The 16,204-nt window shown below is 67.0% G+C and carries 13 protein-coding genes; 4 read left to right on the top strand and 9 right to left on the bottom strand.

Going from position 1 to position 16,204, the window contains the following annotated elements; genetic code table 11:
- Positions 1–4: 4 nt before the first annotated feature.
- Positions 5–298: a WhiB family transcriptional regulator gene (locus WIMU1_RS15985; RefSeq protein WP_051406386.1), complete on the bottom strand. Its 294-nt coding sequence runs from the start codon at positions 296–298 to the stop codon at positions 5–7.
- A gap of 525 nt (positions 299–823) precedes the next feature.
- Positions 824–2,896 carry an ATP-dependent DNA helicase UvrD2 gene (locus WIMU1_RS15995; protein ID WP_030164449.1) on the bottom strand — a complete coding sequence of 691 codons (2,073 nt, stop codon included), beginning with the start codon at positions 2,894–2,896 and terminating at the stop codon, positions 824–826.
- Between the two features lie 117 nt (positions 2,897–3,013).
- Here WIMU1_RS15995 and WIMU1_RS16000 point away from each other — a divergent pair, with 117 nt between their 5' ends.
- Positions 3,014–3,238 carry a mycoredoxin gene (locus tag WIMU1_RS16000; RefSeq protein WP_038252428.1) on the top strand — a complete coding sequence of 75 codons (225 nt, stop codon included), beginning with the start codon at positions 3,014–3,016 and terminating at the stop codon, positions 3,236–3,238.
- On the opposite strand, the gene nudC is transcribed toward WIMU1_RS16000, so the two are convergent.
- Both nudC and WIMU1_RS16010 read right to left on the bottom strand, forming a co-directional pair.
- Complete coding sequence (gene nudC / locus WIMU1_RS16005) at positions 3,235–4,257, bottom strand: NAD(+) diphosphatase (protein ID WP_120802673.1); 1,023 nt, start codon at positions 4,255–4,257, stop codon at positions 3,235–3,237. The two genes, WIMU1_RS16000 and nudC, sit on opposite strands and share 4 nt — an antisense overlap.
- 51 nt (positions 4,258–4,308) lie before the next feature.
- Positions 4,309–5,376: a potassium channel family protein gene (locus WIMU1_RS16010; RefSeq protein ID WP_030164459.1), complete on the bottom strand. Its 1,068-nt coding sequence runs from the start codon at positions 5,374–5,376 to the stop codon at positions 4,309–4,311.
- A 128-nt stretch (positions 5,377–5,504) separates the two neighbouring features.
- Between WIMU1_RS16010 and WIMU1_RS16015 the strand changes: the two genes are divergently transcribed.
- Positions 5,505–5,918: a DoxX family protein gene (locus WIMU1_RS16015; protein ID WP_030164462.1), complete on the top strand. Its 414-nt coding sequence runs from the start codon at positions 5,505–5,507 to the stop codon at positions 5,916–5,918.
- 5 nt (positions 5,919–5,923) lie between these two features.
- On the opposite strand, the gene WIMU1_RS16020 is transcribed toward WIMU1_RS16015, so the two are convergent.
- Entirely contained in the window at positions 5,924–9,295 is a 3,372-nt protein-coding gene (locus WIMU1_RS16020) for an ATP-dependent helicase (protein WP_062798771.1), read from the bottom strand.
- The gene (locus WIMU1_RS16025; protein ID WP_174548748.1) at positions 9,288–12,599 is read right to left on the bottom strand and encodes an ATP-dependent helicase; all 3,312 of its coding nucleotides are present in this window, start codon (positions 12,597–12,599) and stop codon (positions 9,288–9,290) included. Before WIMU1_RS16025 ends, WIMU1_RS16020 begins: the two co-directional genes overlap by 8 nt.
- Positions 12,600–12,736: 137 nt before the next feature.
- On the opposite strand from WIMU1_RS16025, the gene WIMU1_RS16030 reads away from it, so the two are divergent.
- Positions 12,737–13,528, top strand: coding sequence for an alpha/beta fold hydrolase (locus tag WIMU1_RS16030; protein WP_062798773.1), 792 nt, complete (start codon positions 12,737–12,739; stop codon positions 13,526–13,528).
- A complete protein-coding gene (locus tag WIMU1_RS16035; RefSeq protein ID WP_023958878.1) occupies positions 13,528–13,827 on the top strand; it encodes an MGMT family protein in 300 nt (99 codons plus the stop codon). Before WIMU1_RS16030 ends, WIMU1_RS16035 begins: the two co-directional genes overlap by 1 nt.
- A 104-nt stretch (positions 13,828–13,931) precedes the next feature.
- Here the strand turns inward: WIMU1_RS16035 and WIMU1_RS16040 are convergent, their stop codons facing one another.
- Genes WIMU1_RS16040 through nirD form a run of 3 tightly spaced genes read right to left on the bottom strand, consistent with a single transcriptional unit; the run spans position 13,932 to position 16,203 of the window.
- On the bottom strand, positions 13,932–14,636 hold the full coding sequence (locus WIMU1_RS16040) for a sirohydrochlorin chelatase (protein ID WP_062798775.1): 705 nt from the start codon (positions 14,634–14,636) through the stop codon (positions 13,932–13,934).
- On the bottom strand, positions 14,633–15,802 hold the full coding sequence (locus tag WIMU1_RS16045; protein WP_023958874.1) for a uroporphyrinogen-III synthase: 1,170 nt from the start codon (positions 15,800–15,802) through the stop codon (positions 14,633–14,635). The genes WIMU1_RS16040 and WIMU1_RS16045 overlap by 4 nt, the downstream gene beginning before the upstream one ends.
- Before the next feature lie 14 nt (positions 15,803–15,816).
- On the bottom strand, positions 15,817–16,203 hold the full coding sequence (nirD, locus tag WIMU1_RS16050) for a nitrite reductase small subunit NirD (protein WP_023958872.1): 387 nt from the start codon (positions 16,201–16,203) through the stop codon (positions 15,817–15,819).
- Position 16,204 lies beyond the last annotated feature (1 nt).

Raw genomic sequence — 16,204 nt, forward strand, 5'->3', positions numbered from 1 at the left:
GGGCTCATGCCGCCGTCTGGTTCTTACGTGGCCGTCCGCGGGGACGCTTACGGGCGATCACCACACCCTGATCGAAGATCTCTCCACCCCACACGCCCCACGGCTCACCGCGTTCGAGTGCCTCGGCCAGGCATTCCCGTCGTAGTGGGCAATCGGCGCACAACGCCTTCGCCTGCTCGAGCTGACTCGGGTTCTCGGAAAACCACAGGTCCGCGTCGGCGTACTGGCATGGCAACTCGGTCTTGGATATGTCCAGTGCGAGCCCGCCGCCTATATATGACTCGAGTAACTCGGTCATCAGTTCCTCCACTGTCGAATGTGCTCTCGGATTTGTCTTGAAAACCCGGGCTCACAGTGGGGGAACTACAGATGTTCCACTTCACACAAGTGAGGCCACGGGTTCGCTGTTGCGACTCGCCGTGGCCTCGAATGAATTGATCTGTGTCAGATCGTCGTTCGTCGGGGTCGCACGGGAAGCGCTGAGCGGTTTACCGCCGGAATCGCTGCTTTCAGAGCCAGGAGTTCCGGCTTCATGGCGGCGATTGCGGGGGTATGTCCGGGTCGCGGACGCAGGCCTTGGACAGGCAGATGCCACGACTCGCACACGCCGGCGGCGCTGATGAAATCGTTCACGGTTCCTGTCCTTTCCTGCTCGTTCGAGATGCACATTCGGTGCGATGTGGTGGCTCGGTGATCACTCGAACACATCGAGTAGCCCCTCGCCTTGGTGATGTGGATCAGCCTAAACGTCGACGCCGAGATTGCACAACCTATTTTTGACCTGCAGTTTTTCCGAGATCTCAGGCGAAGGATCGTCCACCGGTCAGCCCCCGCCGTTGTCGCGGACCAGAGCGAGCAAATCCTCGCCGTACTGGTCCAGCTTCTTGGCGCCGATCCCCGGTATGGCAACGAGCGCAGGCACATCCCCGGGTTGCTGCTCGGCGATCGCGATCAGCGTGTTGTCGGAGAAGACCACGTAGGCGGGAACCTTCTGTTCCTTGGCCCTGCCGCTACGCCACTCCTTGAGAGCGACCAGCAAACCCTCGTCGAGGTCGGACGGACAACTCTCGCATCGACCCAACAGCGAGGCGGTCTTGCCGAGAAGCGCTTTCCCGCAGACTCGGCAGCGCGGCCCCGATCGCTTCCGTTTCGGTTCGGCGATCCGGGAGGCGGGCGAGTCGTCCGGGACGAGATCGGCAAGAAATCTCGAACGCCGTCGCGAACGCCTGCCACCCTCATTGCGCGCGAGTGCCCACGACAGCTGCAGGTGTTCGCGCGCCCGGGTGATTCCGACGTACAGCAGCCGCCTTTCCTCTTCGATTGCCACATCGCCGGCGTTGATGGCCTGGCTGATCGGCACGGAGCCATCCACCATGCCCACCAGGAACACGGCGTCCCATTCGAGCCCCTTGGCGGCGTGTAGCGATGACAGCGTGACACCCTGCACGGTCGGTGGATGCCGCGCTTCAGCACGGGCTGCCAGTTCGCGGGACAACTCGGTCAGGGTGAGGTGCTCGTTCTCGTGCACCATCTCCTCGGTCAGATTCAGCAAGGCCCGCAGAGACTCCCAACGCTCTCGCGCCTGGGCGCCGGCCGGCGGGTCGTCGCTCAGACCAAGCGGAACGAGGATGGCCCGCAGCAGGGTGACCACATCTGCCTCGGCCGGCAGGTCGTCACGGCCGGCGGTCTGCTGCACGGCCCGCATCGCCTGCCGGATCTCTGATCGGGCGAAGAACGCCTCGCCTCCGCGTACCTGGTACGGGATGCCGGCCGCGGTCAGCGCCTGCTCATGGGCTTCGGACTGGGCGTTGATGCGATACAGGATCGCGATCTCGGATCCGGGAACACCTTGGGCCATCAACCGTTTGATCGCCTTCGCGACGGCGGCGGCTTCAGCCGGCTCGTCGTCGTACTCGGCGAAATCCGGCGCGGGCCCGGGCGGTCGTTGCCCGATGAGCTGCAGGCGGGTACCCGCGATGCGACCGCGGGCGGCTCCGATCACGCGGTTGGCCAGACCGACCACCTGCGGGGTGGATCGGTAATCGCGCTCGAGGCGGACCACCATCGCCTCCGGGAAGCGCCGGGAGAAGTCGAGAAGGTAACTCGGGGTCGCGCCGGTGAACGAGTAGATCGTCTGGTTGGCGTCGCCCACCACCGTGAGGTCGTCACGCTCACCCAGCCAGGCATTGAGCAGCGCCTGCTGCGCGGGCGTCACGTCCTGATACTCATCGACAACAAAACAGCGATACCGGTCGCGGAACTCCTCGGCGACCACTGGATGGTCGTCGAGGATCGCCCGGGTCATCAGCAGCAGGTCGTCGAAGTCGAGGAGCTGATCTCCCGAGGGCGATACCTTGAGCTGTTCGTAACGCTCGTAGACCAGCGCGACCTGTTCCGCCGGCATAGGCGCCTCTCGCCGCGACTTGGACACCTCCACCGCGTACTGATCCGGACCGATCAACGAGCCTTTTGCCCATTCGATCTCCGAGATCAGGTCACGAAGAGAGTCGGTGGTGGTGGGCGCCCCCGCCGACCGGGCCGCGCGGGAGACCACGGGAAACTTGTTGTCGAGCAGTTCCCACTGGTTGTCGCCGATCGCCTGCGGCCAGAAGTACCTGAGTTGCCGCATGGCCGCGGCGTGGAATGTCAACGCCTGCACCGCGTTACCCGACCCGGCGATTCCCAGTGAACGGAGCCGGGTCCGCATCTCTCCGGCAGCGCGCGCCGTGAATGTGACCGCCAGCACCTGACTGCCCCGCACATGACCGTCGCCGACCAGGTGCGCGATCCGCCGGGTGATCGTGCGCGTCTTGCCGGTGCCGGCGCCTGCGAGCACACACACCGGGCCGCGAGGGGCGAGCACCGCCGCCTGCTGTTCGGGGTCCAGTGAGTCCATGTGCCCAGTATTCCAACGAGGGCCGACACCACTACGTCCGCCCGCCGCAGCGGACGGGAACAGCTGTGGCAGTCGTGGTGTTATGTAGGCGTGACTACCGAGAACGCGACTTTGACCATGTACACCACCACCTGGTGCGGGTACTGCAAGCGCCTGAAGATGGGCCTGCGCAGTCAGGGCATCGAGTGGGTGGAAATCGACATCGAGCAGGATCCCAGCGCCGCTGACTTCGTCGGCAGTGTGAACGGCGGCAACCACGTGGTTCCCACCGTGAAGTTCGCCGATGGCAGCACCGCGACGAACCCGACGGTCGCCGACGTCCGCAAGAAGCTCGGGGTCTAGGCCCCGCCAGATGTATCGGGCGGTGGCACCAACCGCCCCGGCTCCGACTGCCCGGCTCCCCCGACGCGGGACGCCGGGCGGTCTGTGTCTGCGGGGGTATGCGCCCAGGCGCGGATGAGCGCACTCGCGATCGAGATCGATCCCGGCAATCTCAGCCGGGCATCGTCGATGATCGGCTTGCCGTCGGCTCCCAGCCAATCCTGCTGCGCTTCGAGCGCTTCGAGCACCTCTGAGCGGCTGAACCACTCGGCGTCCGCGATCTCTCCGTCGATGAAATCGAGAGCCTGATCCGGGTCTGCCGTGACCTCGAATCCCACCATCAGGGACCGGGGAAAGGGCCACGGTTGCGACCCGACGTACTGCGGGTCCCAGCAGTCCAGACCCACCTCTTCGTGCACCTCGCGCACCACACATTGCTCCAGCGATTCACCGGGCTCGACGAATCCGGCCAGCGTCGAGAACCAGCGCTCGGGCCACTGCGACTGTCTGCCCAGCAGTATCCGGTCGGCGCCGTCGTGGACCACCGTGATGATCGCCGGGTCCGTTCGGGGGAACTCCTCGCGGCCACTGATGGTGTTACGGCGGACCCAGCCGCCTTTCGCAGGCTCGGTCGGATTGCCGTCGACCGGTGAAAAACGGGCTGAGTCATGCCAATTGAGCACTCCCAGCGCGGTGGACAGGATTCCGGCCTCGTCGGCGCCGAGGAGCTGCGCTCCACGCCTCGGGTCGTCTTTCGGCCCGTCGATGACGTCGAACCGCATGGCCCACATGTCGGTGCCCTCTTCGGGATGCAGGCCGAGGAACACCGCCTCCGGCGGGGGTTCGTCACCGACGTCCACCGCCATGATCCAGCCAAGACCGTCCTCGCCCACCGGATACCGGCCCGACGGGTCAATCTGCAGGAGTAGGGCGTGCGGCCATCCTTCTGTCAGTCGTTGCTTGTCGTGCCTGATCTCGTCCGCACGGTTGTACACCGCACGCGACAACATCGGTGGCTTGTCGAACTCAAATCGCCGCAAGCGAATTCACCTCTCGCCTCGGATCGATCTCGTCTCGGCCGGGTAGTTCGGTCATCCCTGGCCCTGCCGCACATAGAGCAGTCGATCACCGTGCTCGATCGCGTCGACCTTGCTGTCGTCGATGCGGTGCAGCGTGCCGCCCCGCACCACGCCGAGGACGATCTCGGACAGATGCCGGGGCGACCCACCCACCTCGTCCGGTTCCACGTCCCGCTCCGCGATCGCAAATCCCTCGTCAGGAGTCAGGAGGTCCTCGATCACCTGGACGACGGTGGGAGTGCTGGTGGCCAACCCCAGCAGGCGGCCGGCGGTCTCTGAACTCACCACCACCGAGTCGGCGCCCGATTGACGGATCAGGTGGGTGTTCTCCGCTTCGCGGATGGACGCGACGATCTTCGCGTTCGGCGCGAGTTCGCGTGCGGTCAACGTCGCCAGGACTGCTGTGTCGTCGCGGTTCGCGGCCACGATGATGGAGGACGCATGTTGGGCGCCCGCAAGTCGCAGCACATCGGATCGGGTCGCGTCGCCGCGCACGGTCACCAGCCCCTTGGCGGCAGCGTTGTCGAGCACGGTCTGGTCACCGTCCACCACAACGATTTCCGAAGGCTTCTGGCCGTCGGCGATCATCGCCTTGACTGCTGTTTTGCCCTTGGTCCCGTACCCGATCACCACGGTGTGATTACGCACCTTGTTCCTCCAACGCTGAATTTTGAGAGCTTGACGGGATCGCTCGGTCAGCACTTCCAACGTGGTGCCGACCAACACGATCAGGAACATGACGCGTAGCGGCGTGATCACCAGCACGTTGATCAGTCGTGCCTCCGGGGTGAACGGGGTGATGTCGCCGTAGCCAGTGGTCGAGAGCGACACAGTGGCGTAGTACAGACAGTCGAGGAACGAGAGTTCGCTGTCCTGGACGTCTCGATAACCGTCGCGGTCGAGGTAGACGATGAAGACGGCGGCGAAGAGGGCGACCAGGGCGAAGATGACCCGACGAGAGATCGCCCGACCCGGGCTGGACTGCATCTCGGGGATACGGACGACACCGACCAGCGCGTGGTCGGGCATGTCGGTCAGCTCTTCGCTCTTGAACCGCCGGCGGAACCTGCCTGCGGGCATCAATGCCTCCCGACAAAGGCGCCGACACGGCGCCGGGAAAATTGCGTACGCACAAGTGGGGACTGTAGTCCTTTTCCGCACCGGTGGTAATCAACACCGATCTCGTCGCCATCAGGCATGGTGGACGCATGAACAGTGGCAAGCACAAGTTGCGGCAGTTGACGTTTCCCGATGATGCGACGCTGGCGAAGCGGATGGGCATCGGCCTGCTGGGAATCGGCGCCCTGCACTTCCTCGCACCCAAACCGTTCGATGACCTGATCCCCGAGGAACTGCCAGGTAATCCGCGTGCCTACACATATGGCTCCGGCGTTGTGGAACTCGCGGTCGGCGGCGCCCTTCTCGCTCCCCGGACCCGTCGCTTCGCCGGACTGTTCTCGGTTCTGCTGTTCATCGGCGTGTACCCCGGGAACATCAACATGGTGCGCATCTACCGCAACAAACCGCTGCCCTACCGGCTGGTCGCGTGGGCCCGCCTGCCCTTCCAGTTCCCCATGGTGTGGGCGGGATGGCGGGTCTGGAAGACCGCACCCAAGGTCTGACCGGATCAGGGGCGTTCTCGCTTCTCACGTCTGATGAGGTCGGCCAGTCCGGTGCGGTCGGGCAGGTTCGCGGGTTCGAGCGTGGTGTTGGACCGTACGTAGTGGAACGCCGCCCGCACCTTCTCCAGGTCGACGCCGGTCAGTTCCGCCCAGGCCACCCGGTAGGCGGCGAGCTGGACGAACACCGACTTCTCCTGTGCCGCAGTGGGTCGGGCACCGGTCTTCCAATCCACCACGGTGAAGCCGCCGTCCGGTTCGGAGAACACCGCATCGATCCGGCCCCGGACGATGGTGTCGGCGATGACCGTCTCGAACGGCACCTCGACCTCGATGGGGTTCCTCGCGGCCCACCGGGACCGGAGGAACTGCTCCCGCAGCACCTCCAGGTCGGCGTCCGAGCCCCCTTCGGCATCGGCCGCTCCCGGCAATTCGTCGATGTCGAGCAGTCGGGTGGCGCCGAACCTGCGTTCCACCCAGGCATGGAAGGCGGTGCCGCGGCGGGCCAGAGGATTGGGTTTGAACGGCAACGGCCTGCGCAGGCGCCGGGCAAAGGTCTCCTCGTCCTTGTCCAGTTCGACGAGCTGGCTGACCGACAGATGTTGCGGCATCGTCACCTCGATGTCGGTGCCGAGGCCACTTTCCCGTTCGGTGAGCAGCACCGCGAGGTCGTTGGCCCAATCGCGGACCTGCGGGTCGTCGGCCGACAGGTCGGGTTCGGGTTCGGCGCCCATGTCGAAGAGGGCCGGCTCGCCGCGGGATCGCAACGCGGCGCGCACGAGGTCGGCGCCACGTTCGACACCAGGACGGCGGGAACCGAGCGGATCAGCGGGCCACGGCACTCCGGCGGTCAACGCCGCCAAGGGATTGTCGGCGTTCTCTTGGGGAGTCGCCGCCCAGCCCGCGATGGTCAATCCCGGTGCGCCGTCGCTCGAGGTCTCGATCAGCCGAGAAGCGATGTCGTGCAACTCGGTCAAGAAGATCGAGGGTCCACGAGGTTTGTCACCGCCGTCGGACCAGTGATGCCCCGAGATGACCAATGCCCTCTTGGTCCGCGTCAAGGCCACGTACAGCAGTCGCCGATCCTCTTCGAGCTTGCGGTTGCGCAAAGCGTCCTTGTGAGCCTCGATTGCGTCCTCGAGTTCTTTGCGGTTCTCGAGTTCGGCCAGCTCTAGCGGTGGGAAGCCCTCGGCGCCCAGTGTCTCGGCGAGGTCGCCCCGCAGCTCCGCGGGTAGTTCCCGCGCACTACCGAGCCAGGTCCCGTCGGCCTTTCCACCCGGGAAGATGTTCGTGCACAGATGTGCGATCACCACAACGTCCCATTCGAGGCCCTTGGCCGCGTGCACGGTGAGGATCTGGACGCGGTCTTCGGCGATCTCGACCTTGCCCGGTTCCAGACCCTTCTCGATGTCGGCGGCAGACTCGAGAAAGGCGAGCAGTCCAGGCAGGGTGGCGGCCGACCGCTCGGTGTAGTCGGCCACGTACTCGGCAAAGGCGTCGAGATGTTCGCGCCCGGTGATGTTGCCTCGCAGACCCCGTGCCCGGATCTGCGCCTCGACATCGACGCCGATGACCCTCTCCACCTCGGCGACCAACTCGGGTAACGGTTGCCCCATCCGGGCCCGCAGGATGGTCAGCTGGTGACCGAATGATTTGATCCTGCGGTACCCGTCGGGTGAATACCGTTGCGCCGGACCCGGGTCGGCCAGTGCATCACCGAGACCGGCTTGATCCACCACCTCGGTCGGCACCGCGGAATCGAGCGCGCTGTCGAGTTCTTCCAGACTCGTCATCGTGCCGGTGACGATGTTGGTACCGGCGGCGAGGTCGCGCGCACGCGCCCACAGGGCAGCGATGTCACGCGCCCCGAGCCGCCACCGCGGTCCGGTGAGGAGTCGCACGGCAGCCGTCCCCGCCATGGGATCAGCCATGAGACGGAGCATCGCCACCACGTCCTGGACCTCCGGTACACCCAGCAGGCCGCCGATGCCGACCACTTCCGCCGCGATGCCACGATCGGTGAGTTCGGCCGCGAGCGGCGCCGAATCCTCGTTGCGGCGCACCAGGATCGCCACCGTCGGCGGTGGACCCTCGGCACGGTTGTACTCGTCTTCGATCTGGTCGACGATCCACTCACGCTCCTGCACCACGGTCTCGGTCAGAGCCATGGTGATGGTCCCGGTCGGAGCATCGTCACGCGGCCGCAAGATGCTCACCGGCACACCCCGCCGTCGCAGCTCCTCGGACGCGGCGTTGGCCATGTCGAGAGCGTGGCGGGCGTTGCGCCAGCTGGTCAGCAGTTCCAGGCGTTGCGCGGGAGTTCCGTCGCTGCAACGGAAATCGGTGGTGAAGCGTGGCAGATTGGCTGCCGACGCGCCGCGCCAGCCATAGATCGACTGGATCGGGTCACCGACCGCGGTCACCGCAATCCCGGCGCCCCGCGGCACCCCGGGCGGCGTTCCGAACAGCTCCGACAGCAGCACGCGCTGGGAATGTCCGGTGTCCTGGTATTCGTCGAGCAACACCGCGCCGATGGCGGCGCGTTCGGACTCGCCCACCTCCGGGTGACGCGCGACGAGTTGGGCAGCCAGCGACATCTGACTACCGAAGTCGAGCACGTTCGCCTCGCGCATCGCAGCGCCCAACGCGGCCACCAGCGGCATCAACGCCCGCCGCTCATCGATGACGGACTGGATGGACCGGAGCTTCTGAGGCGGCTCAGGGCGTTGCCTACCGGTCGGGGGCAGGGTGTCGATGAGCTCGTAGAGCGAGTCGCCCGCGGTGGCGAGCTGGTCGAGGTCCACCAGGTGCTCGGCGAGCTCGCTGTAGAGCTTCAGTACCGATTCGGTCACGCCGCCAGGGGTTTTGGTGGTCTCGAGGTCATCGGTCCACCCCGCCACCACCGAGAACGCCAGTTGCCACAGTTCGGTTTCGCTGAGCAAGGTGGCCGAGGGTTCGACGGGCAGGAGCAATCCGTAGTCGGCGATCAGCCTGCCGGCGTAGGCGTGGTAGGTACTCACCTGCGGATCTGCCGACCGAAGCCGGCCACGCAACGTGCCGTCGGGGTCCCAGTTCTGCATCGCCGGCGATCCCGCGAGCATCGACAACCGCCGGCGGATGCGCGCGGCGAGTTCTTGGGCGGCCTTTCGGGTGAAGGTCAGGCCCAACACCGCGTCCGGCTCGACCAGACGGTTGGCCACCAGCCACACCACCCGGGAAGCCATGGTCTCGGTTTTGCCTGCACCCGCCCCCGCGACCACCAGCACGGGCTCCATCGGCGCCTCGATCACCTCGACCTGCTCATCGGTGGGCGAGGGCAGACCAAGCGCCGCCGACAGGACCCGGGCGGAGATCCTCGTCATCGTTCCGGTGTCAGCCATCGGTCACGGTCCTGCCGTCGAGTTGGGCCGGGCAGCTCGCGGTGAGTGGACAGTGCCCGCATCCGTCGTTCACGGTGGCCACGAACTGCGGCCCGATACTGCGGTGGGCGGCCGCCCGCACCACGGCGAGCCACTGCTCCACCTGCTCTTCCGACAGGGGCGGCTGATCGCGTTGCGCCGCACCGGTTTTGTTGTTCGAGTTGTTGACGTAGACGAGCGATCCCCCACCTGGGTCGACCGGGCCGACAGCCTGCACACCACCGAGCCGCAAGGCGAGCTGATAGGTGGCCAGCTGCGCGTGCTCCTGGGCGGCCTGCACCGACAACGTGGTCTTGCCGGTCTTCACATCCACCACCACCGGGCGTCCGGCGCTGTCCTGTTCGAGCCGGTCGATGCGCCCGCGTAACCGCACCTCGGGCATGCCGACGGTGTCTCCGTCGGCGTCCTGAACCGTGGCGGGTTCGATACGCGCATCCACGTCCACCTCGACACCCACCTCGGTGAGCGTCTCGCGGGACACCTTCAGCCAGCGCTGGAAGTTGGTGAGCATCTCCTCGGTGCGTTCGAGTTCGCGGCGCGAGAACCATGGCGCCCCGACATCCACCTGGTCCCAGACCCGCCGCAGTGCAGCGGTGACATCGTCGGGTGGGATCTCTCCGGCGACTGCCTGCACAAGTGTGTGGACAAGGGTTCCGGCGACGGCCGGCCGCGAATCGCCGTCGCGGCCGCCGTACCGCTCCAGCATCCAGCGCAGCGAGCAGGTGCCCAACGCCTCCACACTGGAGGGCGAAAGGGTCAGCGGCCCAGCCGACTCCGACCACAGAGGGATCTCCGAGCTGGGAGCAGCAAGGCCGTACCACTGGTCGGGATGCGCACCCGGAACACCGGCGTCGGCGAGCTCGGCGAGCATGTCTGCGGCGGCTTTGGCCCGCTCCGTAGGCGTATCGGTGTCTGCGCACACCTCGGCGCGCAACTCGGCGACCAGCGACGACAGCGACAGCACCCGTCGCAGACCGGGCTCCACCGGGAGCTCCAGTTCGATCTCATCGTCGTCCACGGCCCCCTTCTCGACGATCGCGGCCAATTCGCCGATGAACCGTGAGGGCGCGGCATCTCCGCTCCCGTCGTCGACAGCACTGACCATCAGTCGATCGCGAGCCCGCGTGCACGCCACCAGCAGCAGTCGACGCTCCTCGGCAAGAGCCATCGCGGTGCGCGAGATGGTGTCCAGCGCATCGGCATCCACGCCATCGAGAAGATCGACCAACTGTCCGGTACCGAGAATGCTCCCCCGGCTGCGCAGGCTCGGCCACAAACCGTCCTGAACACCCGCGACCGCCACCACATCCCATTCGCGACCGGTGGCCGCATGGGCGGACAACACCGTGACGGCGTCCGATGACGCCTGCGCCATGCGGGATTCGGTGGGGATCTGCAACGCCCCGAGGTAATCCAGGAACCCACCGAGTGTCGCGGCAGGCAGGCTGTCGGTGAAGCTCGCCGCCGCGTCGAACAGCGCCACCATCGCATCGAGGTCCCGATCGGCCTGCGCACCGCCGGGTCCGTGGTCGCGGCGCATCACCTGATTCGACCATCGCGGGCCGAGTCCGGTGGCCTGCCACGCCTCCCAGAGGATCTCCTCGATACCGCGGCGGTTCTCGTACGCCACGCGAGCTGCGCCGATGACCGCGAGAACCCTTGCCAGCGGCTGCTTCTCGGCGTCGGTCAGCCCATCGAGGTAATGGGCGACATCGATGGGGTCATGCTCGACTCGCACCCGGTGGCCGGTGACCAGTTCGGCGATGACCGACGCGGAGTCGCGGTCTCCGCCGGATTCGGTCTCGATACGACGCAGTCCACGCCGCAGCCGCCGCAGCGCAGCCGGGTCGGCTCCTCCGATGGGTCCCGCGAGCAGTTCGAGCGCTTCGTCCGGCTCCAGCGATTCCGACACCGCACGCAGGGCCAGCAGCATCGCCGCCACCGAGCGTTGACGCGCGAGTGGGATCTCGCTGGCCGGTGTCATCACCGGCACACCGGCTGAGCGCAGCGCGCGTCGCAGCGGCGCCATCGCGCGGGGCACCGATCGGACGATGACCGCCATCTCCGACCACGGGACATCGTCGTAGAGGTGCGCCCGGCGCATCATGTCGGCGATGGCCGTGGCCTCTTTGGCGGCCGATCCGTAGATCTTCACCACGGGCACCGGCCCACCCCGGTCGGCGGCCTCGGCTCGGCGCCGACGGGGACCCGGGAGCCGCGCGGCGATCGCCGCGCCCAGGTCGCTGATGGGCTTGCTCGACCGGAAGTTGTTGTCGAGCAGAATGTCCCGATCCGGGTCGTCGAGTTCGTCGAGAAACCGCGAACTGGCCCCGCGGAAGCCATAGATCGCCTGGTCACCGTCGCCGGCGACCACCGTCTGGTGTGTTCCCGCCCCGATCAGCTCGACGAGGGTGGCGGCCTGCGGATCGAGGTGCTGGGCGTCGTCGACCAGCAGATACCGCACCCGTGCTCGCTCGCGCCGCAGCAGATCGGGGTCGGTTGCGAAAGCTGTGAGAGCAGAGCCCACCAGCTCTGCGGCGTCGACTGCGGGCGCGGTTGCCTGAGGTGCCTCCAGCCCGACCGCCCCCCGCAGCAGACCGCTCTGCTCGTACTGACGGTAGGCCTTGCCGACCGCCTCCCACTCCGGACGCTTGTGCCTGCGGCCCAGCGCCATCAGGTCCTCGGGCCCCACACCGCGTTCGGCGGCCCGCATCATCATGTCCCGCAATGCCTGTGCAAATCCGTTGGTGCCCAGAGCCGGCCGCAATCGCGGCGGCCAATAGCCGGCACCGTCCTCGATGTCACCGGCCAGCAGTTCCCGCAACACCGCATCCTGCTCGGCGCCGGTGATCAGGCGCGGCGGCGGATTGTCGTGTGCGGCCGCCTGCAGGCGAAGCACCGCAAACGCATAGGAGTGCACGGTGCGGACGATCGGCTCGCGGGTGGCCCGCGGAGCGCGGCCCGCTCCCCCGGCGCGCTGAGCCAGCAGTCGCGCGGTGATCTGCTCACGCAACTCGGTGGCTGCCCGTCGCCCGGCGGCCAGGACCAGCAGCGACTCCGGATCGATCGCCGGGTCGGCGAGACGGGCCACCGCGAGGTCGACGATCAGTGACGTCTTTCCCGTGCCCGGGCCTCCGTGAACCCGCAGTGGGTGGAAACCCGGTGACGCGGTGCCGCCGGGACGGTCGATCAACAACTGCACCCGCTCTGGCCAGGTACGCGGTTGCGCCGGAGGGATGGGCGCCGACACCAGTCGCGTCGTCATGGCTGGCACACGGTCTCCTTCCTCTGGTTCCTCCACGATGGTGTCACGGGTGGCCGACATGTCGACCGCACCACCATCGCCCAGCCGCGCCCGGGTCGGTACTGCGTGCCCGACCACGGTCGGGCACGATTGGTCCCATGGCTGGTTTGAACGTGGAACTGTACGGCCCCGCAGACGGCGACCCCGTCCTCGCATTGCATGGCGTCACCGGCCACGGCAAGCGGTGGGCGGACCTCGCCGCAGCGCTGCCCGACGCCAGGATCATCGCCCCGGACCTGCTCGGACACGGATTCTCGACCTGGGAACCGCCGTGGTCCATCGACGCACACGTGGCTGCCCTGGCTGACGCGGTCGAGGCCCACGCGTCGTCCCCTGTGGTCCTGGTGGGTCATTCCTTCGGCGGAGCACTTGCCCTGCATCTGTCACGACTGGTCCCCGATCACATCCGGTCGCTGGTGCTGCTCGATCCGGCCATCGGCCTCGAACCCGCCCGGCTCATGGACATCGCGACCAGCTACATCACCCATCACGACTACCCGGACGAGGCGGCCGCACGTGCGGAGAAGCTGGGCGAGTCGTGGGCCGAACTACCTCCGGACCTGCTGGATCGAGAGGTCGCCGACCACCTGACCACCGCAGGTGAGCGGATGAACTGGCGCGTCCACCCGGGGACCGTGGTCACCACATGGAGCGAATTGGCCCGCCCCTTTGTGCTACCCCCACCGCACATGCCGGTCGATCTGGTTCAGGCCTTGCGCGTGCAACCGCCGTACGTCACCGCCGATCTACTCGAAGCGCTTGCGGCACAACAGGGCGAGCTCTTCTCGCTGTACGAGGAGGACTGCGACCACATGGTTCCCTTCGCCCGCCCCGAACTGACCGCGCGCCTGGTCGCGGAGGCCCTGGCGCGTCCACGATCCGAGAGCTGATGGCGAAGATCACCGACGATCAGGTCGAACGCGTACGCGCGATCGTGGCGTCGGTACCTGCCGGCAAGGTGACCACCTACGGTGACGTGGCAGCGGCTGCGGGCCTGTCGAGCCCCCGCATCGTCGGATGGATCATGCGAACCGACTCGGCTGATCTACCGTGGCACCGGGTGATCAGCGCCGCCGGCACACCGGCTCCGCACCTGCGTGACCGCCAGCTCGAAAACCTACGCGCCGAGGGTGTTCCGGTGTTCGACGGCCGAGTCGACATGAAGATCGCCCGAGCCGACCTGGCCTGACCCGCCCCACCACCCACAGAATTCGCGCCACCTGCCGAGGTTCGCGCCGGTTGTGGCCGGCGCGGATGTCGGGAGGTGGCGCGAATTCTGTGGTGGGAAGGTGCTCAGAGACCGGCGGCGACCACGGGGCGCACCGACCTCATCCGGCGCACGACCAGGTCGACGACACGGGGGTCGGTACCCAGGGGCTGAGCCACACCATCAGCGCCGGCGTCGTGGAGCCGATCGTGGAACAGCCCATGCGCCAACAGATATGAGGCGATGAAGACGCGGCGCCCGGTGCGAGCCCTGGTGTCGGCGACGACGTCCGCGATGCGCGGTTGGGCAGTGGCCACATACCCGACCGGAACCGGCTCACCGATCATCGTGCTTAGCAGGTTGGCGGCACGCCGGACCTGTCCGAGCGCGAACAGATCGGAAGATCCCGCTGCGGCGAGTACAACGGAATCGCCTCGGCGCCAGCCAGTTTCGGACAGACGCAACGCCAAGACCCGCGCCAGCTCGGGATCGGGACCCAGCGACCGCGAGACGGAGACGCCTTGATGGCCGCTGGCCTCGATGTGTTCGGGAAGATCTTTGCGGACGTGATAGCCGGAGGCCAGGAACGCCGGGACGACCACCGCGGGCCCGTCGATCCCGCGCAACACCTCTGAGGGCGAAGGGCCGAGTACGTCGACGAACGCAACGCGCGTACTGCCGATCTGGGCCGAGACCTTGTCCGCGAGGTCCGCGATCATCGATACGCCGTGTTCAGAGCGGGTCCCATGTGCGACCAGGATGGGTTGCGCGTCGATTCCTTTGATTCTCATGCGTTTTCCCCTTCCTCGTACTCGACGTCGACAGAGAGGCGGTAGCCACGTTTGACAACGGTCTGGATCATCCGGGGGTCACCGAGGCCCGCTCGCAGGCGTGCCATGGCGGTCTCCACCGCGTGGGTGTCGCCGCCGCCTCCGGGGAGTTCGGTGAGCAGTGCATGCCGTGACACCACCCTGCCGGGGCGGCGCGCGAGTGCTTTGAGCAGGGTCAGACCTGCCGGCGACAGCGGCCGGAGCTCGCCGTCGACCATCACCGAACGACTGCGGATCGACATGTCGTGACCGGCGACGCGCAGAGTCGGCACCCGGCGGGGCAACTCTTCGGCGATGTGCCGGGCAAGAGCACCGAGGCGAAAGCGATTCGGCCGCGAGGTGGGCACCCGCAACGCCGCGAGCGGGCCGGCGGTGACCGACCCCACACACATGACGTGGACGTCGGTTCGCAGAGCGTCCAGAAGCGCATCGAGCCGCCCCGTGTCCTGGGCCCGACCGAGCATCGATGCGACGGCCGGAGCACTGGTGAACGACACCGCGTCCATCTCACCACCCACGATGGCCGAGATCATCTGGTCCATCGCAGTGGTGTCCTGCGGCGGCAGCCACCGGTAGACCGGGATCGGCAGCACCTCTGCACCCGCCTCGCGCAACACCTCGCAGAAGTCGGGCAGTGGCTCCCACTCGGTGGTGGCGCCGTGCAGCTGCACGCCCACCCGGGTGCCCTCGACACCCTCGTCGAGCAGGTGCTCGAGAACTTCACTCGACGATTCGTTGGGTGGCGACCATTCCTCCCGCAAACCGGCAGCGCGGATCGCGCCCTTTGCTTTCGGCCCGCGCGCCAGCAGCCGGGTGGGTTCGAGCGCGGCGACCAATCGCTCCGCAACACCCCAGTCCTCGGCCGCCTCCATCCACCCGCGGAACCCGATACCGGTTGTGGCGACGACGATTTCCGGCGCGTTGGCGATGATCTGATCGGTGACCGACCGCAACTCTGCGTCGTCGGCCAGCGGGATGATCTCGATCGCCGGGGCGTGCTCCACCTGCGCGCCGCGTCGTTCCAGCAACGCGGCGAACTCGTTGGCACGCCTGGCCGCCGTGATGCCGATCGTGAATCCGGTCAATGGACCGGATTCGCAGTCGGCGATTCGATCACCCGCTTTCACTAGACCTCCATGTCTCACGCGATCGGCGTTTGCACTCGATGGGGCCTGACCTGGACGAGACCGGCCTTGATCCGTACGTCGTACACCGGCAGGACAACGGATTCGTCGCTGAGGCAACGTCCGTCGACCAGCGAGAAAACCTGCTTGAGCAACGGCGAGGCCACGGTGGGCTCACCGGCGCGGTCCCCGACCAGGCCGCGAGACATCACCGCTGCACGTCCGAAGGGGTCGATGTTCCCCACGGCATGAAGGGTGTCGTCGGTGAGGCGGAACAAGGCCACCTGTTCGTCCCCGGGCAGGAGCACGGCCACTCCCCTCCCTGGTACGAGCTGGTCGAACGGGCACGCCGCAGTCCATGTGGCTGCGACTTCATCAACCCGAGTGTCATCAACGAGACTCATG

The organism is Williamsia muralis NBRC 105860 (genome assembly GCF_001598915.1).
GTDB classification, from domain to species: Bacteria; Actinomycetota; Actinomycetes; order Mycobacteriales; family Mycobacteriaceae; genus Williamsia; species Williamsia muralis.